Source organism: Buchnera aphidicola (Aphis nasturtii) (assembly GCF_005083345.1).
Taxonomy (GTDB): Bacteria; Pseudomonadota; Gammaproteobacteria; order Enterobacterales; family Enterobacteriaceae; genus Buchnera; species Buchnera aphidicola_R.
The window spans coordinates 402,603-420,710 of sequence record NZ_CP034888.1 but is presented as its reverse complement, the minus strand read 5'-3'; the positions used below and the strand labels follow the sequence as shown (position 1 = coordinate 420,710).

Here is an 18,108-nt window from a genome sequence, read left to right as displayed (position 1 = left end):
CGTCAACTTCTTTACTCAGGCTCAATAAATAGCTTGTTCTTAAAAAAATTGAAATTTTTGATAAATTTTATTTTTTACATTAAGATAGATACATTTATTTTTCGGTTAATATTTTATTAAAAAATTCATGCTTTTAAAAAGATTATAAATTATTTAGATTTAAAACAATTTAATAGGAAATAATTTAAATGTTATCTAGTATGTAACAAAAAGTATGAAAATTTTTAATTTTTTAATTTTATTAGATTTTATCAACGATAAACTAATATTACTAACTTTCTTTATTAAAATATATGAATAATTTAATTTTAAAAAAAAATTGAATCTTTTTCAAAAATATATTTTATTTTAAAAAAAATTAAATAAATATTTTTAGTATTGTTTAAATAATATTTTTATATTCTTGAACAAAAAAGACGAGGTATATGTTACATGGTTAATTTAATTCCAATGACTATTAGAGGCGCCAAAAAACTTCGTAAAGAACTTGAACAATTAAAAAATAAAAAACGTCCTCGTATTATTATTGAAATTGCAAAAGCTAGGGAGCATGGTGATTTAAAAGAAAATGCTGAATATCATTCAGCCCGTGAAGAGCAAAGTTTTTGTGAAGGACGAATAAAAGAAATAGAATTAAAATTATCTCATTGTCAAATCATAGATATCACTAAGATACCTAATGATGGAAGAGTTGTATTCGGTTCTACAGTAACTGTTTTAAATATAAAAAATAATGAAATATTCACTTATCAAATTGTTGGTGATGATGAATCTGATTTTAAAAAAAATTTAATCTCAATTAACTCTCCAATGTCAAGAGGTTTAATCGGTAAAAATATTAATACTATTGCTACTATATTGACACCTTCTGGTAATGTTGAATATAAAATTTTAAAAGTAGATTATGTTTAAAAATAATTTATTTAGATAAAAAAATTAAATTTGTTATAAATAATAAAACAATTAAATAATATGATTGCTAAGAATAAATCAAATAGTTCTAAGCGTTGGTTATTAGAACATTTTCAAGATTCATGTGTAAAAAAAGCGAAACAAAATAGAATTCGGTCTAGATCTTGGTTTAAATTAGAAGAACTGGATAAGCATAATAAATTATTTAAACCTGGAATGAATATTATTGATTTAGGTTCAGCTCCAGGAGGTTGGTCACAGTATGCTATTAATAAAGTTGGAAAAACAGGATCGGTTATAGCATTTGATATGTTGCCTATGGAAAAAATAAAAGGCGTTAAATTTTTTCAAGGAGATTTTCGTGATGTACATACATTAAATTTTATATTAAATAACTTATCTAATAATACTTTTAATATAGTTATGTCTGACATGGCTCCTAATATTACAGGCTATTGGTCTATTGATATGCCACGTATCATAGAAATTTGTAAAATTGCTCTTACAATATCTACATATTTATTATCAGAACACGGTATTTTTTTAGTAAAATCTTTTCAAGGAGAAGGTTTAAATGAATTGTACACAGAAATTAAAACGTTATTTTCAAGAATTAAAATTTGCAAACCAAAAACTTCTCGATCAAGATCACGAGAAATATTTATCCTAGCGACTAAATAAAAATATTATTTTTTATTAATACAATTTTAAATCTATGTTATTTTTTAAAATAGATGTAATGAGAGGTTGTTCCCTTGAGTGATATGGTTAAAAACCTAATATTTTGGTTAGTAATTACAGTAATTTTAATGTCTGTTTTTCAAAACTTTAATGCTAGTGATTCTAATAATCACAGAATTGATTATTCTACTTTTTTATCAGAAGTTAATCAAGATCAGATCCGTGAAGTATATATAAATGGACGGACAATTAGTGTTACTAAAAAAGATAGTAATAAATACACTACTTACATTCCAATGAATGATCCTAAGCTATTAGATAATCTGATAACAAAAAACATTAAAGTGATAGGGGAAGTTCCAGAAGAACCAAGTATTTTATTTTCTATATTTGTTTCCTGGTTTCCTATGTTATTGCTCATTGGTGTTTGGATTTTTTTTATGCGCCAAATGCAAATGGGCGGTGGAAAAGGAGCTATGTCTTTTGGTAAAAGTAAAGCTAGAATGCTATCAGAAGATGAAATTAAAACTACTTTTGATGATGTTGCAGGATGTGATGAAGCCAAAGAAGAAGTAAGTGAATTAGTTGAATATTTAAAAGAACCTAGTCGATTTCAGAAATTAGGAGGAAAAATACCTAAAGGCGTACTTATGGTTGGCCCGCCTGGGACTGGAAAAACATTACTTGCTAAGGCAGTTGCAGGAGAAGCAAAAGTTCCTTTTTTTACAATCTCCGGTTCGGATTTTGTTGAAATGTTTGTGGGAGTAGGTGCATCTAGAGTTAGAGACATGTTTGAACATTCTAGAAAAAATGCTCCATGTATTATATTTATTGATGAAATTGATGCAGTAGGCCGGCAAAGAGGCGCTGGTTTAGGTGGAGGGCATGATGAAAGAGAACAAACACTTAATCAAATGTTAGTAGAAATGGATGGTTTTGATGGAAATGAAGGCGTAATATTAATTGCTGCTACTAATAGACCTGATGTATTAGATCCGGCTTTATTGCGTCCAGGTCGATTTGATCGTCAAGTTATTGTCGCTCTTCCAGATATACGTGGAAGAGAACAAATTTTGAAAGTACACATGCGTAAGGTTCCTTTGTCTCAAGATGTTGATCCAATAATTATTGCTCGTGGAACACCAGGTTTTTCAGGTGCAGACTTAGCTAATTTAGTAAATGAAGCAGCATTATTTGCAGCTCGTTTAAATAATCGTGTTGTTTCTATGATTGAGTTTGAAAAAGCAAAAGATAAAATTATGATGGGTTCTGAACGTAAATCAATGGTCATGAGTGACTTTCAAAAAGAATCTACTGCATATCATGAAGCTGGACATGTCATTGTTGGAAGATTAGTTCCAGATCATGATCCGGCTCATAAAGTTACGATTATTCCTAGAGGTCAAGCATTAGGTATTACTTTTTTTTTACCAGAATCAGATACATTTAGCATTAGTAGGCAAAAATTAGAAAGTCAAATATCAACTTTATATGGTGGTCGTTTAGCAGAAGAAATTATTTATGGTTCTAAAAAAGTATCTACTGGTGCTTTTAACGATATTAAAGTAGCTACAAATTTAGCAAGAAATATGGTAACTCAATGGGGTTTTTCAGATAAATTAGGTCCTTTATTGTACGCAGAAGAAGAAGGAGAAGTATTTTTAGGTCGAACAGTAGCAAAAGCAAAACATATGTCTGATGAAACCGCTAGAATTATTGATGAAGAAGTAAAGTTATTAATAGAAGTAAATTATAATCGAGCTAGAAATATTTTAAATGATAATATTGATATTTTACATTCTATGAAAGATGCTTTAATAAAATATGAAACAATTGATTCCTTTCAAATTGATGATTTAATGGCAAGAAGAGAGGTTAGAAAACCAAAAGAATGGTCTGAAATAACGCAACATTGAAATATATTATTAATATTATAATTATATAGATAATGTCGTTATATTAAGTATTAAGTATATATTAAATTATATAAAAATTTAATATAGTTAATCTTATATTTTAATACAATACTAAAATGAGATGAAGTAATAAAAACGATTATAACTTCATCTTGTTTTTAAAAAAATCAAATTTTTTATAAAAATTATTAAATATTTTATAATTTTTTATTCTATAAATATTTTAAAACAAGGATCAATTGATATGAAATATTTGCAATACTTTAAAACAGATGGTATACGTGGGATAGTAGGCAAAAAACCAATTACTCCAGATTTTATGTTAAAATTAGGACAAATTATTGGAACTATTTTAGGTGAAGATAAAAAAAAATTGTTATTGGGCGAGATACGCGTATTTCAGGATGCATGTTACAGTATTCTTTAGAGTTTGGAATTTTATCAAAAGGAATTTCTACTTTATCAGCTGGTTGTATACCTACTTCTGCAATTGCATATTTAACAAGATCTTTAAATGTTTCAGCAGGTATTATCATTTCTGCTTCTCATAATTCTTTTGAGGACAATGGGGTAAAAATATTTTTTAAACATGGAATTAAAATAACTAGAGATATTGAAATTTTAATTGAAAAAAAATTAAATGATATTTTTTATGATTTTTCTTATTTGAAAAATTTTGGTATTCCTAACAAAGTTAATAATGCTGAAAAAAAGTATATTAATTTTTGTAAAGACACTTTCCCTAAAAGTATGAATTTATCTAAATTTACTATTGTGTTAGATTGCGCTAATGGTTCAACTTATAATATAGCACCTAAAGTTTTTCAAGATTTAGGAGCAAATGTTATAACTTGTTCTATTTATCCTAACGGCGTTAATATTAATAAAAAATCAGGATCTACTAATACTTCTAAATTAAAAAAATTAGTTATTTTAAATAAAGCTGATATTGGATTAGCATTTGATGGAGATGGAGATCGTGTTATCATGATAGATCATTTAGGTAACGAAATAAATGGAGATCAAATAATTTATATAATTGCAAAACAATATTTAAAAAATAATAAGTTAAATGGCGGTGTTGTAGGTACTGTAATGACTAATATGGGTATTGTCTTAGGTTTTAAAAAAATTGGAATACCATTTTGTGCTACAAAAATAGGAGATCGTTATATATATCAAAAAATTAAAGAAAAAAATTGGATACTTGGTGCTGAACAATCAGGACATGTTATTTTATTAGATAAACATTCTACTGGTGATGGTATTATAGCTAGTTTACAAGTATTATTAAGTATGATTCAAAACAATGCATCTTTATACTGTTTATCTAATCAAGTAACATTGTTTCCTCAAATATTATTAAGTTTTTTTTTAAAACAAGATCAAAATTTTGAAGAAAATAAAAAATTCCAGTCTGTTCTTAAAAAATCAAAAAATATTTTAAGAAATACTGGTCGTATTTTGATACGAAAATCTGGAACTGAATCTTGTCTTCGTATTATGCTAGAAGATCAAGATTATAGTAAGATAAAAAAAGTCGCTCGTACAATTGAAAATGTAATGAAGTTAATTTGATAAATATATAAAATATTAGTTGTTAATGTAAAAATTTAAAAAACATTTATAAGTTTTGATAAAATTTTTTTAATAAAATAGCAATAAATAATTATTTCAATTTTATATAAAAAGGAAAAATTTTTTTTTATGTATTTATTTTTTTTAGTCTTTTTAATTTTTATTTCTGTTTGTTTAAATTTTTTAATTTTATTACAACCAGGAAAAAATGTCAGCAATATTATACATTCAAATACATCTACTAATATTAAATTTTTTAATAACTTCCGAAACAATAGTTTTGCAACAAATATTATTAGATTATGTGCTTGTTTATTTTTAATAATTAGTCTTATTTTATGTAACATTAATGATAAAAAAATAAATTCAAGTGTATTTGAAAATCAAGATAATAGCTTAAATAAAACAATGTTAAATTTAAAAAAAAATAAGATATTAAATACTGAAATACCTCATTAGATTTAAATGTTAAGTTTTTAAAATTTTTTAACTATAATAAAAAATATTGCATACACCGAGGTGGTGAAATTGGTAGACACGCTATCTTGAGGGGGTAGTGCCTTAAGGCATATGGGTTCAAATCCCATCCTCGGTATTATTTTTCAAAAGATAAAATATTTTATATTAAATATATTAATAACATATTATATTAAAAAAAGGGTGGTATTACCTAGAACCCCGAATTTTCGGGGTTTTTTATTAGAACATTTACAAATATTTATTCAGAGGTTTACTAAGATGAATAAAGAAATATTAGCTGTTGTAGAAGCTGTTTCTAATGAAAAATCACTACCACGTGAAAAAATTTTTGAAGCTTTAGAAGTTGCATTAGCAACAGCTACAAAGAAAAAACACGAACAAGAAATTGATGTTCGAGTTAGTATTAACCGTAAAACTGGTAATTTTAGTACTTTTCGACGATGGATGGTAGTAGATATTGTCAATCATCCAACAAAAGAAATTACTTTAGCAGCAGCTTCTTTTGAAGGTGATAAAGTGCAACTCAATGATTACATAGAAGATAAAATTGATTCTGTTAATTTCGATAGAATTACAACACAAACTGCTAAACAAGTAATTGTTCAAAAAGTACGAGAAGCAGAACGTGCTATGTTAGTTGATCAATTTCGACAACATATTGGACAAATTGTAATTGGTGTTGTAAAAAAAATTAATAGAGATAATCTTACGTTAGATCTAGGTAATAATGCTGAAGCTATTATTTTAAAAGAAGGTATGTTACCTAGAGAAAATTTTCGTCCTGGAGATCGTATTCGTGGTATTTTATATGGAGTATATCCTGAAGCTCGTGGTGCTCAATTATTCATGAGTCGCTCAAAAACTGAAATGCTTATAGAATTATTCCGCATAGAAGTTCCTGAAATTGGTGAGGAAATTATTGAGATTAAAGCAGCTGCACGTGATGCTGGATCTCGAGCGAAAATTGCAGTAAAAACTAATGACAAACGTATTGATCCAGTAGGTGCATGCGTAGGAATGAGAGGAGCTCGGGTACAGGCAGTATCTAGCGAATTATGTGGTGAACGTATTGATATTATTTTATGGAATGATAACCCAGCTCAATTTGTTATTAATGCAATGGCTCCTGCAGACGTTACCTCTATTATAGTTGACGAAGATCGTCATACTATGGATATTGCTGTAGATTCTAATAATTTAGCTCAAGCTATTGGTAGAAATGGTCAAAATGTTCGCTTAGCTTCTCAAATTAGTGGGTGGGAGTTAAATGTAATGACTACAGAAGATTTAAAAATCAAATATAAAGAAGAAGCATCTGCTGCATTTAATATTTTTAAAAAATATTTAAATGTTAGTGAAAAAATTATTACTATTTTAGTTAAAGAAGGTTTTTCTTCTCTTGAAGAATTAGCTTACATACCTATTGATGAACTATCATCAATTAATAATTTAACTGAAGCAGAAGTAAAATTAGTTCGAGAACGCGCAAAAAATGGATTAAATTTAATTGAATTAGATCAAAAAAATATGATAAATAAACAACAAACAGAAAAAGAGCTTTTAAATATACAAGGTATGAATGAATCATTAGCGCTAAAACTAGCTGAAAAAAATATATTTACTTTAGAAGAATTAGCTGATCAAGGAATAGATGATCTTATTGATATCGAAAATCTGAATTCTGAAGAAGCTGGAATGTTAATTATGACTGCTCGTAATATTTGTTGGTTTGATAATAAAGTTTAATAATAGGAAAATAGTATGATTGATATGAGTTTAAAAGTATTGTCTAATACAATTAAAATATCAGTAAAAGAGTTGATAAAAAATTTTTCTGAAATTGGAATTTCTAAAAATGAAAATGATTTTATTAGTACTTCAGAGAAAGCATTTTTATTGAAACATCTAAGAAAAAAAGAACACGTTTACGAAAATACTTTTATTTTACAAAGAAAAACTCGTAGTACTTTAAATGTTGCTTTATCTGGAGGAAAAAATAAATCTGTTCAAGTAGAAGTTCGAAAAAAAAGAACATACACTAAAAATACTATACCAGAAAGTCAAGACTTATTAAAAGATAAAAAGTTATCTCAAAATACAGAAAAAAACTTTTTAAAACCCTTTTTACATGAATCTGTAAAAGAAAAAAATTTTCAAGAAAATATTAATCCTTTATCAAAACATAAATCTAGTAAAGATTTTACAAATAAATTAAATCGATTGAATCATTCTTATAACCTTCAAAAAAATGAAAAAAATAAAGTTTTAAAAAGAAGTATAGATTTGAATAAATATTTGTCTACTTCAAAAAAAATAATCAAAGAAACTGCGGTACATAAAAAATTTCATGAAGAAAAAAAAGATTATAATTTAACTACACTTTTTCATACTCATAACATAGAAAATGATGAAACTAGTAACGCAGTTGAAAAAAATAAAAAAAATTACAATCGAAATTTAAAAAATTATCGTCAAAAGAAAAATAATAAACAAAATATTAACACAAAAAATAAAAAAGAAGATAATCGAATTTATAAAAACAAAAAAAATATTAAACAAAAAAATCAATCTATTTTGCTACAACAAGTTTTTAAAAAACCTGAATCTTCTATTAATAGAGATATAATTATTCATAGTACTATTACAGTATCTGATTTATCTAATAAAATGGCAGTAAAAAGCTCTGAAGTTATTAAAACTATGATGCATATGGGTATTATGGGAACAATTAATCACATACTTGATCAAGATACCGCACAATTAATTGCAGAAGAAATGGGTCATAAAGTCATTGTATACAAAGAAAATGAATTAGAAGAATTAATCATGCAAGATCGTGATTTAGGTAATTCTATATCTATCATGAGATCTCCAGTAGTTACTATTATGGGGCATGTAGATCATGGTAAAACATCATTATTAGATTATATTCGTTCTACGAAAATAGCATCTAATGAAGCAGGTGGAATTACTCAGAATATTGGTGCTTATCACGTAAAAACAGAATTAGGATCAATTACTTTTCTAGATACACCAGGTCATTCAGCTTTTACTGGCATGCGTGCTCGAGGGGTAAAAGTGACTGATATTGTTATATTAGTCATTGCTGCTGATGATGGAGTAAAACCACAAACTATTGAAGCTATTCAACATGCGAAAGAAGCTAATGTTCCCATTATTGTTGCTATTAATAAAATAGATAAAACAGGTTCTGATATTAATCAAATCAAAAATGATTTAACAAAACATAATATTATTTCAGAAGAATGGGGTGGTGAAAATATATTTGTTTCTATATCTGCAAAAACTGGACAAGGTGTAGATAAATTATTAAATGCAATTTTATTACAAGCAGAAATGCTAGAACTTAAAGCAATATCTACAGGTATGGCAGAAGGTATTGTAATAGAGTCTCGTTTGGATAAAGGTCGAGGACCAATAGCAACTGTATTAGTTCAAAAAGGAAATTTAAAAAAAGGAGATGTAATATTATGCGGTTTAGAATATGGTCGTATTAGATTATTACGCAATGAAACTGGAAAATTATTAAAAAATGTAGGACCTTCTATACCTGTAGAAGTTTTAGGTTTATCTAAAGTTCCCTTTGCTGGTGATCAAGTCACTGTTGTACGTGATGAAAAAAAAGCTAAAGAAGTTGCATGCTATCGAAAAAATAAATCTCGTGAACTAAAGTTGGCTAATCAAAATAGATCAAGCTTAGAAAGTATGTTTGATAATATTAAAAAATCTAATTTTTCAGAGTTAAAAGTTATTATAAAATCTGACGTTCAAGGTTCTTTAGAAGCTATTTGTGGAGCTTTATTAAAATTATCTACTCAAGAAGTAAAGATTACTATAATAGGTTCAGGTATAGGGGGAATTACAGAAACAGATGCTTCGTTAGCATTAGCATCAAATGCTATTATTTTAGGTTTTAATGTTCGAGCAGATGTCTCTGCTAAAAAAATTATTGAAGTAGAAAACTTAGATCTTCGTTATTACTCTGTTATTTATGATTTAATTGATGAAGTAAAATCTGCTATGACAGGATTATTATCTCCTGAGTATAAACATAATATCATTGGTTTAGCAGAAGTACGAAATATATTTAAATCACCTAAATTTGGATTGATCGCTGGATGTATGGTAATTAATGGTATTATTAAAAAAAATAATCCAATTCGCGTACTCAGAGATCATATAGTAATCTATGAAGGTGATTTAGAATCTTTACGTCGTTTCAAAGAAGATGTAAACGAAGTACGCAATGGAATGGAATGTGGTATTGGAATAAAAAATTTTAATGATATAAAAGTTAAAGATAATATAGAAGTATTTGAATTAAAAGAGATTAAAAGAATATTATAAATTTATAGATAAATTCATATTTTTAATACATATAAAATATTGGTAATAAAAATGGAAAAATCATTTAGTCGATCTTCTAAGATATCTCAAGAATTACAAAAAAAAATTGCAATTATTATACAGCATTTTCTTAAAGATCCACGTTTTAAAACCCTTATCACGATATCTGAAGTTATTGTATCTAAAGATTTATCTTATGCTCAAGTGTTTGTAAGTTTCTTAGAAATACATAATAACTTAAGTGTAGAGAAATTATTAAATTTATTAAATAAAGCATCTGGTTATATTCGAAAACTATTGTGTAAACAATTAAAATTAAGAATTATACCGAATATTGTTTTTTATCATGATGATTCTTTTATAAAAGGTAGTAGAATTTCTTTATTATTAAATAAATTGACGGAAAAAAAAATATTATTTAACAAAGGATAGTTCAATGTTCTTTTATAAAAAACGTAATATTAATGGTTTTTTATTAATAGATAAACCTATAGGAATATCCTCTAATAATACTTTACAACAAGTAAAAAGTATTTTTAATGCTAAAAAAGCAGGTTATATTGGGACCTTAGATCCATTAGCGTCGGGAGTTTTACCAGTTTGTTTTGGAGAAAGTACAAAATTTGCTCATTATTTAAATAGTTCTGACAAAAGATATACTGTTACTGCTAAATTAGGTGAAAAAACATCTACATTTGATTCTGATGGAATTATTATAAAAAAAAGAACGATTTCATTTACATGTCTTGAATTATATAAAGCTTTAAAAGAATTAACCGGTTTAGTTGATCAAATACCTTCGATGTATTCAGCTATTAAGTATCACGGTGTTCCGTTATATAAATACGCAAGAAAAGGATTTGATATTCCACGTAATGTAAGACAGGTTAAAATATATCAATTAAATCTTATTGAACAAAAAAATAATTTAATTAGATTAAATATACATTGTTCAAAAGGAACATATATTAGAACGCTTATTGATGATTTAGGGGAAAAATTAGGTTGCGGTGCTCATGTTATTTCATTGCGTCGCATACAAGTAGGATTACTTTCTTGTTCTAAGTTAGTGAAAATACCTTATTTAAAAACATTATTGCATAAAAATAATATCAAAGAATTAGATAATTTATTAATGCCTATTGATACTCCTGTTTGTTTTTTACCAAAAGTATATCTATCTAAAAAACAGTCTTTTAATTTTAAATTAGGACAAGAAATTGGTTTTGAATCTAATATTAAAAATAGTTTGGTGCGTGTTTTAGAAAAAGAAAAAAAAGTGTTTCTTGGGTTAGGAAAGATTGATACTCAAGAAAAATTAATTCCATATCGATTAATATCTACATGTACTAATTAAGTTATTTTCTATTCAATTTAAGAGTAGCATGATATTATTTTTAAATAATTTTACTAAAATATTAGTTTAATATCATTTAAAATATATGAGGTATTGCATGTCTCTTAGTACATTAAATATAAAAGAAAAAATCTTAAAATATGGAAAAAACGATAAAGACAGTGGAAATACTAAAGTTCAAATTGCATTGTTAACATATCAAATTAATCATCTACAATTACATTTTTCTCAACATAAAAAAGATCATTCGAGTCGAAGAGGCTTATTAAAAATGGTTTCTAAACGTCGTAAATTATTAAATTATTTAAAGAAAAAAAATATATCTAGTTATAGTTTATTAATTGACAAGTTACATTTGAGACGGTAAATAATTTTTGATTTTATAAGATTATGAAAATATTTTAATTGTTTAATTAATTTATCAGATATAAAATTTTTTTATAAAGGGCTTGATTAGCCCTTTTTTTTGTAATCTAATTAAAATGTTTTTTAATAAAACAATGAAAATAAATTTATTATCATTAAAAATAGATATTTAATTTATAATTCGTAGATAATTTTTATAAAATATATTGATATTTTTATTTTTGAATCAATTAATTTATAATTAATACAAAATTAATTTTATATTAAGGATATTATTTTGCTGAATCCCATTGTACGAAAATTCCAATATGGCCAACATACAATCACGTTAGAAACAGGTATAATGGCGCGACAAGCAACATCAGCTGTAATGGCAAGTATGGATGATACTGCTGTTTTTGTTACTGTTGTTGGGGATAAAACAGTTCATCCTGGGCAAAAATTTTTTCCTCTTACAGTTAATTATCAAGAGAGAACATATGCTGTTGGTCGAATACCTGGCGGTTTTTTTAGGAGAGAGGGTCGCCCTAGTGAGAGTGAAATACTAACTGCTCGATTAATTGATAGACCAATTCGACCTTTATTTCCTAAAGGATTTTTTAATGAAATTCAAATTATTGCTACAGTAGTATCAGTTAACCCACAAATAAATCCTGATATTATTTCTATTATTGGCGCTTCAGCAGCGCTTAGTTTATCCGGAATCCCATTTTATGGTCCAGTAGGAGCTGCTAGAGTTGGTTTAATTGACAATCAGTATATTTTAAACCCTACTACTGAAGATATGAAATCTAGTTTTTTAGATCTAGTTGTATCGGGAACTCAAAATGCTGTTTTAATGGTAGAAGCAGAATCAAAAATATTAAGTGAAGAAAAAGTACTTGGAGCCATTATTTTTGGCCATCAACAACAACAAGTAGTTATTAATAATATTCGATCTTTATCAAATGAAGCTAGAAAACTGCCGTGGACTATATCTTATCCTGAAATAAATACCGCATTAGAATCTAAACTTATAACATTAGTTGAAAAAGATATAAGTAATGCTTATTTAATATTTAATAAACAAGACAGACATGAAAAATTAAATTTTCTGAAGGATAATGTAACTAAGTTGCTTTTGAATGAAAATTCAAACATTGATATAAGTGAAATTGATGAAATCTTTCAAAAAATCGAAAAAAATGTTGTAAGAAAACGTATATTAAATAATGAACATCGCATTGATGGTAGAGAAAAAGATATGATTCGAGCATTAGATGTGAGAACAGGTGTTTTACCTCGTACACATGGCTCTGCTTTGTTTACTCGAGGTGAAACACAATCTTTAGTTGCTGTTACTTTAGGAACATCTCGAGATGCACAAAATTTAGATGAATTATTAGGTGATAAAATAGATAATTTTTTATTTCATTATAATTTTCCACCTTATTCTGTAGGGGAAATAGGTATGGTAGGGTCGCCTAAAAGAAGAGAAATTGGACATGGTCGTTTAGCTAAAAGAAGTCTATTAGCAGTAATGCCTAAAATTGATGATTTTCCATATACTATTAGAATTGTATCTGAAATTACTGAATCTAATGGTTCATCTTCTATGGCTTCTGTTTGTGGTGCATCATTAGCTTTAATGGATGCTGGAGTGCCAATAAAATCTGCTGTAGCTGGAATATCTATGGGTTTAGTAAAAGATGGTGATAATTATGTTTTGCTTTCAGATATTTTAGGTGATGAAGATCATTTAGGAGATATGGATTTTAAAGTTTCCGGAACCAAAGAAGGTATTACAGCTTTGCAAATGGATATAAAAATAGAAGGTATAACTAATGAAATTATGCATATTGCTTTAAGTAAAGCTAAGTCTGCTCGATTACATATTTTAAATGTTATGCAACAAGCGTTAAGTAAGCCTAGAAAAGAAATTTCTGAATTTGCACCAAGAATTCATACAATTAAAATTAATCCAGAAAAAATTAAAGATGTAATAGGAAAAGGCGGATCTGTAATTAGAATGCTCACAGAAGAAACAGGAACAATCATTGAAATTGAAGATGATGGAACAGTAAAAATATCTGCTGCAATTGGAGAAAGAGCAAAGAATGCAATTCGTAGAATTGAAGAAATTACCGCGGAAATTGAAGTTGGACGTATTTATTCAGGAAAGGTAACTCGAATTGTTGATTTTGGTGCTTTTATTGCAATAGGTTTTGGAAAAGAAGGATTAGTACATATTTCTCAAATTTCTGACAAAAGAGTAGAAAAAGTTTCTGATCATTTACAATTAGATCAAATTATACCTGTAAAGGTATTAGAAATTGATCGACAAGGACGTTTAAGACTTAGCATTAAAGAAGTAAAAGATTCTATTGTATCTAATAAATCTATAAATAATATTTTTATCTGATATAATTATTGTAAAAATAAATTACTTTTAAATTTTTTAAATAAAAAGTTTATTTTCATAAAACTTAAATTTATTTTTTAAAATACTATATTTAAAATATAATATACAATTAATAGTGTTATTATTCGTTTAGTTGATTTTTCTTGTCTAATAAATATATACTTTATTTTTTAAAATTTTAAATTATTTGCTAATGTCATATCTTGATTGATTATTAGTAATAAATTTTATTTATTTTGTATCTTATTTATTAGATTATTTAATTGGAGCCGGTTCACACTTTTCAATGAGAATAAATAATATATATATTTTCATAATGAGCTATGTAGACTGGCTAATGTAACTTAAAAGGCATATCTATTGCATGACTCATACTGAAAAAACATTTTCTTTTCTTGGTTTAAATCCTTTTATTATTCAATCTTTAAATGAGATGGGATATGTTAAACCATCTCCTATTCAAGCTGCTTGTATTCCATTACTTTTACAAAGAAAAGATGTATTAGGTATGGCACAAACTGGAAGTGGAAAAACAGCTGCTTTTTCATTACCATTATTGCATAATTTAAAAATTAATTTAAAGGCACCACAAATTTTAGTTTTAGCTCCTACAAGAGAATTAGCTGTTCAAGTAGCTGAAGCTTTTTCTATTTTTTCTAAATATATAGTAGGAGTTAATGTATTACCTTTATACGGAGGTCAACGATACGAATTGCAATTACGTGCATTAAAACAAGGCCCTCAAATTGTTGTAGGTACTCCAGGACGTTTACTAGATCATTTGAAAAGAGGCACTCTTAATCTTTCTAATTTACATGGTTTAGTTTTAGATGAAGCAGATGAAATGTTAAGAATGGGATTTATAGAAGACGTAGAAACAATTATGTCAAAAATACCAAAAGAACATCAAACCGCTCTATTTTCAGCAACTATGCCAGAAGTAATACGACGTATTTCTAAAAGATTTATGAACAATCCTGAAGAAATAAAAATTAAATCTAATATAACTACACGTCCTGATATTAAACAAAGTTATTGGATGGTATATGGTAAAAAAACAGATGCTTTAATTCGTTTTTTAGAAGTAGAAGAATTTTCAGCTACAATTATTTTTGTAAAAACGAAAAATGCTACCTTAGAAGTTGCCGAGGCATTAGAACGACATGGATATAATAGTGCAGCATTAAATGGAGATATGAACCAAGCATTGCGCGAACAGACTTTGGAACGTTTAAAAAACGGTAAATTAGATATTTTAATTGCTACAGATGTTGCAGCTCGAGGTTTAGATGTTGATCGAATCAGTTTTGTAATTAATTATGATATTCCAATGGACTCTGAATCTTATGTTCATCGTATTGGACGGACAGGACGAGCAGGACGAGCAGGACGAGCATTGTTATTTGTTGAAAATCGTGAACGTAGATTATTGCGTAATATTGAGCGTACAATTAATCAATCTATTCCAGAAGTGCAATTGCCAAGAATTGAGTTATTATGTGAAAAACGTATTCAACAATTTTCAAAAAAAGTACAACAACAACTTGAAAGTAAAGATTTAAATGAATATATATCTTTATTAGATAAGTTATATTTTTCTGATGATTTAGATCTAAAAACTCTTGCAGCAGCTTTATTAAAAATGGCTCAAGGAGGTCGTCCTTTAATTATTAAAAAAGATTTATTAAAGCGTCCTATGAAAGAAAGTTTTTATAAAGATGATCGTAGACGAGAAGAAAATAGAAATAATCGATATCGTCGTGATCGAAAAGATATAAAAAATATAGACTTATATCGTATTGAAATTGGTCGTAATGATGGAGTTGAAGTACGTCATATAGTTGGTGCTATTGCTAATGAAGGGAATATAAATAGTCGTAATATTGGTAATATAAAATTATTTTCTTCATATTCTATTATTGAATTACCTACAGGTTTATCTAAAGAATTATTACAGCATTTAGTAAAAACCAGAATTTTAAATAAACCAATAAATATAAAATTATTAAGAAATTCTAGGTATCATCAAAATAGATCATATAATCGATCCATCGCAAATAAAGATATTAATACTAATCGTCGTTTTTCTGAAAATTGTTTAGCAAAATCTCATTCTACTAAAAATGAAATAAGATCATCTTTTTTTCGTCGTAAAAATATTTAATTTTTTATGCCGCTTAGCGGCATATCGAAGAATGATAAATAATTTCAAATATTAATGGTTATTTCTTTTTTTTTCTATATGCAATAGCTTCCATTTCAATTTTAACATTTTTTGGCAATGCTTGTACTTCTACGCAAGATCTTGAAGGAAAAGAAGATTCATTTTTTAAAAAAAAGTTTTTATATACCTCATTGATTATCTGAATTTTTTTTAAATCAATAGTAAAAATTGTTATTTTAATAATTTCGTTTACTTGATATTTTGATTCTTTTAGAATATATTTTATATTTTTTAACACTATATATGTTTGTTCATGAATGCTGTCCGGTATAATGCCAGATTTTACATCAATTGGTATTTGACCAGATGTAATTAAAAAATTATCAAATTGTATAGCTTGTGAATATGGACCAATTGGTTGAGGAGCTTTTTTTGTATTAATAATATTCATATGACACCATTATTTTTAATCAAATTTATCTATGATAAAACTATGTTTTTAGAAAATTCTTTTTCACAGTATTGACATTTTAAATTCATATTGTTATTTAATTTTTTTATAAAAATAAAACTAGAATTGATAAAATTATCATGAGTAATACAATTACTATTTGGACAAACTAAAACACGATCTATTTTTTTAGGTAATTTTGGGAATATTTTTCCTACTAAGTTGTATTGGTCAATATAATTTACTGTAGCACAGGGTGAATAAATAGCTAATTGATTAATTTGATCTGCACTTAAAAAAGTATTTTCAATTTTGATAATATCTTTTTTACCTAATTTTTGAGAAGGCAAATTTAAACCAATGGTTATTCGTTTGTCTGTTTCTGTAAATCTAAATAAAGATAATAGTTTAAAACCGATTTGAGATGGAATGTGGTCAATTACGCTGCCACATTTTATAGCTTCTACTTGTAGCTTATTTATTTGCATATTTGTCTTATTAAAAATGATTTTTTATTAATACTAATGATAATATTGCTTGACGGGCATAAATTCCATTTGCTGCTTGTTTAAAGTACCAAGCATAAGGTGTATGATCAACATTATAATCAATTTCGTCTATACGAGGTAAGGGATGCAATATTTTTAAATTACTACGAGCATTTTTTAAGGTTTTAGTATTTAAAATAAATTTTGATTTAGCATTTGCATACTCGGTGGATTCAAGTCTTTCTTTTTGAACACGCGTCATATAAAGAATATCAATTTCAGATATAATCTCTTCTATATTTTGACATCTTGTCCAACTAATATCTTTTTCTAAAAGCATATCATTAATATAATTTGGCATTGTTAATGCATCAGGGGAAATAAAAAAAAATTTATTTTTATTATATTTAGCTAATGCTTGTGTTAAAGAATGCACAGTTCTTCCATATTTTAAATCTCCTACCATTGCAATATTTAAACCATTAAGTCGATACTGAGTTTCTTTAATAGTAAATAAATCTAAAAGTGTTTGAGTAGGATGTTGATTTGATCCATCTCCAGCATTAAATATAGGTACATTATTAGAAAAATTTGCAGCTAAACGAGCTGATCCTTCTTGAGGATGACGAATAATAATAGCATCTACATATGAACTAATTACTGAAATAGTATCTGCTAACGACTCTCCTTTTTTTCCTAAAGATATATTTTTTCCATCAGAAAAACCTATTATTGAAGCACCTAATCGGTAAATTGCTGCCTCGAAAGATAATCGTGTACGAGTAGATGCTTCAAAAAAGCAGCTAGCAATAATTTTATTTTTTAGTAAACTAGGTTCCGGTTTTTTTTTTAAAATAGCGGATTTTTTTAAAACTAATTCTAGTTCATCACGTTGAAGATCATTTATCGAGATTATGTTTTTTTTATATAGAGAATTTCTCAACTT

The 18,108-nt window shown here is 26.7% G+C and carries 14 protein-coding genes, 1 tRNA gene and 1 pseudogene; 13 read left to right on the top strand and 3 right to left on the bottom strand.

Features of this window, described 5'->3' with window-relative positions; all coding sequences use genetic code 11:
- Positions 1 to 432: 432 nt before the first annotated feature.
- From greA to D9V63_RS01875, 13 genes and pseudogenes are all read left to right on the top strand, one after another.
- Positions 433 to 912, top strand: a complete 480-nt coding sequence (greA, locus tag D9V63_RS01935; RefSeq protein WP_158368902.1) for a transcription elongation factor GreA — start codon at positions 433 to 435, stop codon at positions 910 to 912.
- Between the two features lie 60 nt (positions 913 to 972).
- The gene (locus D9V63_RS01930; protein ID WP_158368901.1) at positions 973 to 1,593 is read left to right on the top strand and encodes an RlmE family RNA methyltransferase; all 621 of its coding nucleotides are present in this window, start codon (positions 973 to 975) and stop codon (positions 1,591 to 1,593) included.
- An 83-nt stretch (positions 1,594 to 1,676) separates the two neighbouring features.
- Positions 1,677 to 3,509, top strand: a complete 1,833-nt coding sequence (gene ftsH, locus D9V63_RS01925) for an ATP-dependent zinc metalloprotease FtsH (protein WP_158368899.1) — start codon at positions 1,677 to 1,679, stop codon at positions 3,507 to 3,509.
- 244 nt (positions 3,510 to 3,753) lie between these two features.
- Positions 3,754 to 5,087: pseudogene (glmM, locus tag D9V63_RS01920) on the top strand (phosphoglucosamine mutase).
- A 129-nt stretch (positions 5,088 to 5,216) separates the two neighbouring features.
- Positions 5,217 to 5,546 carry a preprotein translocase subunit SecG gene (gene secG, locus D9V63_RS01915; protein ID WP_158368897.1) on the top strand — a complete coding sequence of 110 codons (330 nt, stop codon included), beginning with the start codon at positions 5,217 to 5,219 and terminating at the stop codon, positions 5,544 to 5,546.
- A 54-nt stretch (positions 5,547 to 5,600) separates the two neighbouring features.
- Positions 5,601 to 5,682: transfer RNA gene (locus D9V63_RS01910), tRNA-Leu, on the top strand.
- Positions 5,683 to 5,825: 143 nt separating this feature from the next.
- Positions 5,826 to 7,313: a transcription termination factor NusA gene (nusA, locus tag D9V63_RS01905; protein ID WP_158368895.1), complete on the top strand. Its 1,488-nt coding sequence runs from the start codon at positions 5,826 to 5,828 to the stop codon at positions 7,311 to 7,313.
- 15 nt (positions 7,314 to 7,328) lie between these two features.
- Positions 7,329 to 9,935: a translation initiation factor IF-2 gene (gene infB, locus D9V63_RS01900; RefSeq protein ID WP_158368893.1), complete on the top strand. Its 2,607-nt coding sequence runs from the start codon at positions 7,329 to 7,331 to the stop codon at positions 9,933 to 9,935.
- A gap of 51 nt (positions 9,936 to 9,986) precedes the next feature.
- Complete coding sequence (gene rbfA, locus D9V63_RS01895) at positions 9,987 to 10,367, top strand: 30S ribosome-binding factor RbfA (protein WP_158368891.1); 381 nt, start codon at positions 9,987 to 9,989, stop codon at positions 10,365 to 10,367.
- Between the two features lie 4 nt (positions 10,368 to 10,371).
- Positions 10,372 to 11,292, top strand: a complete 921-nt coding sequence (truB, locus tag D9V63_RS01890; protein ID WP_158368889.1) for a tRNA pseudouridine(55) synthase TruB — start codon at positions 10,372 to 10,374, stop codon at positions 11,290 to 11,292.
- A 97-nt stretch (positions 11,293 to 11,389) separates the two neighbouring features.
- Positions 11,390 to 11,659 (top strand): 30S ribosomal protein S15, encoded by a 270-nt coding sequence (rpsO, locus tag D9V63_RS01885; RefSeq protein ID WP_158368887.1) that lies wholly within the window; start codon positions 11,390 to 11,392, stop codon positions 11,657 to 11,659.
- Between the two features lie 276 nt (positions 11,660 to 11,935).
- Positions 11,936 to 14,059, top strand: coding sequence for a polyribonucleotide nucleotidyltransferase (gene pnp / locus D9V63_RS01880; protein WP_158368885.1), 2,124 nt, complete (start codon positions 11,936 to 11,938; stop codon positions 14,057 to 14,059).
- Between the two features lie 364 nt (positions 14,060 to 14,423).
- Positions 14,424 to 16,223, top strand: a complete 1,800-nt coding sequence (locus D9V63_RS01875; RefSeq protein WP_158368883.1) for a DEAD/DEAH family ATP-dependent RNA helicase — start codon at positions 14,424 to 14,426, stop codon at positions 16,221 to 16,223.
- A gap of 58 nt (positions 16,224 to 16,281) precedes the next feature.
- Here the strand turns inward: D9V63_RS01875 and D9V63_RS01870 are convergent, their stop codons facing one another.
- Genes D9V63_RS01870 through pyrB form a run of 3 tightly spaced genes read right to left on the bottom strand, consistent with a single transcriptional unit; the run spans position 16,282 to position 18,105 of the window.
- Complete coding sequence (locus D9V63_RS01870; RefSeq protein ID WP_158368881.1) at positions 16,282 to 16,674, bottom strand: Rid family detoxifying hydrolase; 393 nt, start codon at positions 16,672 to 16,674, stop codon at positions 16,282 to 16,284.
- A gap of 29 nt (positions 16,675 to 16,703) precedes the next feature.
- Positions 16,704 to 17,162, bottom strand: coding sequence for an aspartate carbamoyltransferase regulatory subunit (gene pyrI / locus D9V63_RS01865; protein WP_158368879.1), 459 nt, complete (start codon positions 17,160 to 17,162; stop codon positions 16,704 to 16,706).
- Positions 17,163 to 17,172: 10 nt separating this feature from the next.
- On the bottom strand, positions 17,173 to 18,105 hold the full coding sequence (gene pyrB, locus D9V63_RS01860) for an aspartate carbamoyltransferase (protein WP_158368877.1): 933 nt from the start codon (positions 18,103 to 18,105) through the stop codon (positions 17,173 to 17,175).
- Positions 18,106 to 18,108: the final 3 nt, after the last annotated feature.

Coding starts and splice junctions, on each gene's coding strand:
- greA (WP_158368902.1), top strand. CDS start 433: ATGGTTAATTTAATTCCAATGACTATTAGAGGCGCCAAAAAACTTCGT.
- D9V63_RS01930 (WP_158368901.1), top strand. CDS start 973: ATGATTGCTAAGAATAAATCAAATAGTTCTAAGCGTTGGTTATTAGAA.
- ftsH (WP_158368899.1), top strand. CDS start 1,677: ATGGTTAAAAACCTAATATTTTGGTTAGTAATTACAGTAATTTTAATG.
- secG (WP_158368897.1), top strand. CDS start 5,217: ATGTATTTATTTTTTTTAGTCTTTTTAATTTTTATTTCTGTTTGTTTA.
- nusA (WP_158368895.1), top strand. CDS start 5,826: ATGAATAAAGAAATATTAGCTGTTGTAGAAGCTGTTTCTAATGAAAAA.
- infB (WP_158368893.1), top strand. CDS start 7,329: ATGATTGATATGAGTTTAAAAGTATTGTCTAATACAATTAAAATATCA.
- rbfA (WP_158368891.1), top strand. CDS start 9,987: ATGGAAAAATCATTTAGTCGATCTTCTAAGATATCTCAAGAATTACAA.
- truB (WP_158368889.1), top strand. CDS start 10,372: ATGTTCTTTTATAAAAAACGTAATATTAATGGTTTTTTATTAATAGAT.
- rpsO (WP_158368887.1), top strand. CDS start 11,390: ATGTCTCTTAGTACATTAAATATAAAAGAAAAAATCTTAAAATATGGA.
- D9V63_RS01875 (WP_158368883.1), top strand. CDS start 14,424: ATGACTCATACTGAAAAAACATTTTCTTTTCTTGGTTTAAATCCTTTT.
- D9V63_RS01870 (WP_158368881.1), bottom strand. CDS start 16,674: ATGAATATTATTAATACAAAAAAAGCTCCTCAACCAATTGGTCCATAT.
- pyrI (WP_158368879.1), bottom strand. CDS start 17,162: ATGCAAATAAATAAGCTACAAGTAGAAGCTATAAAATGTGGCAGCGTA.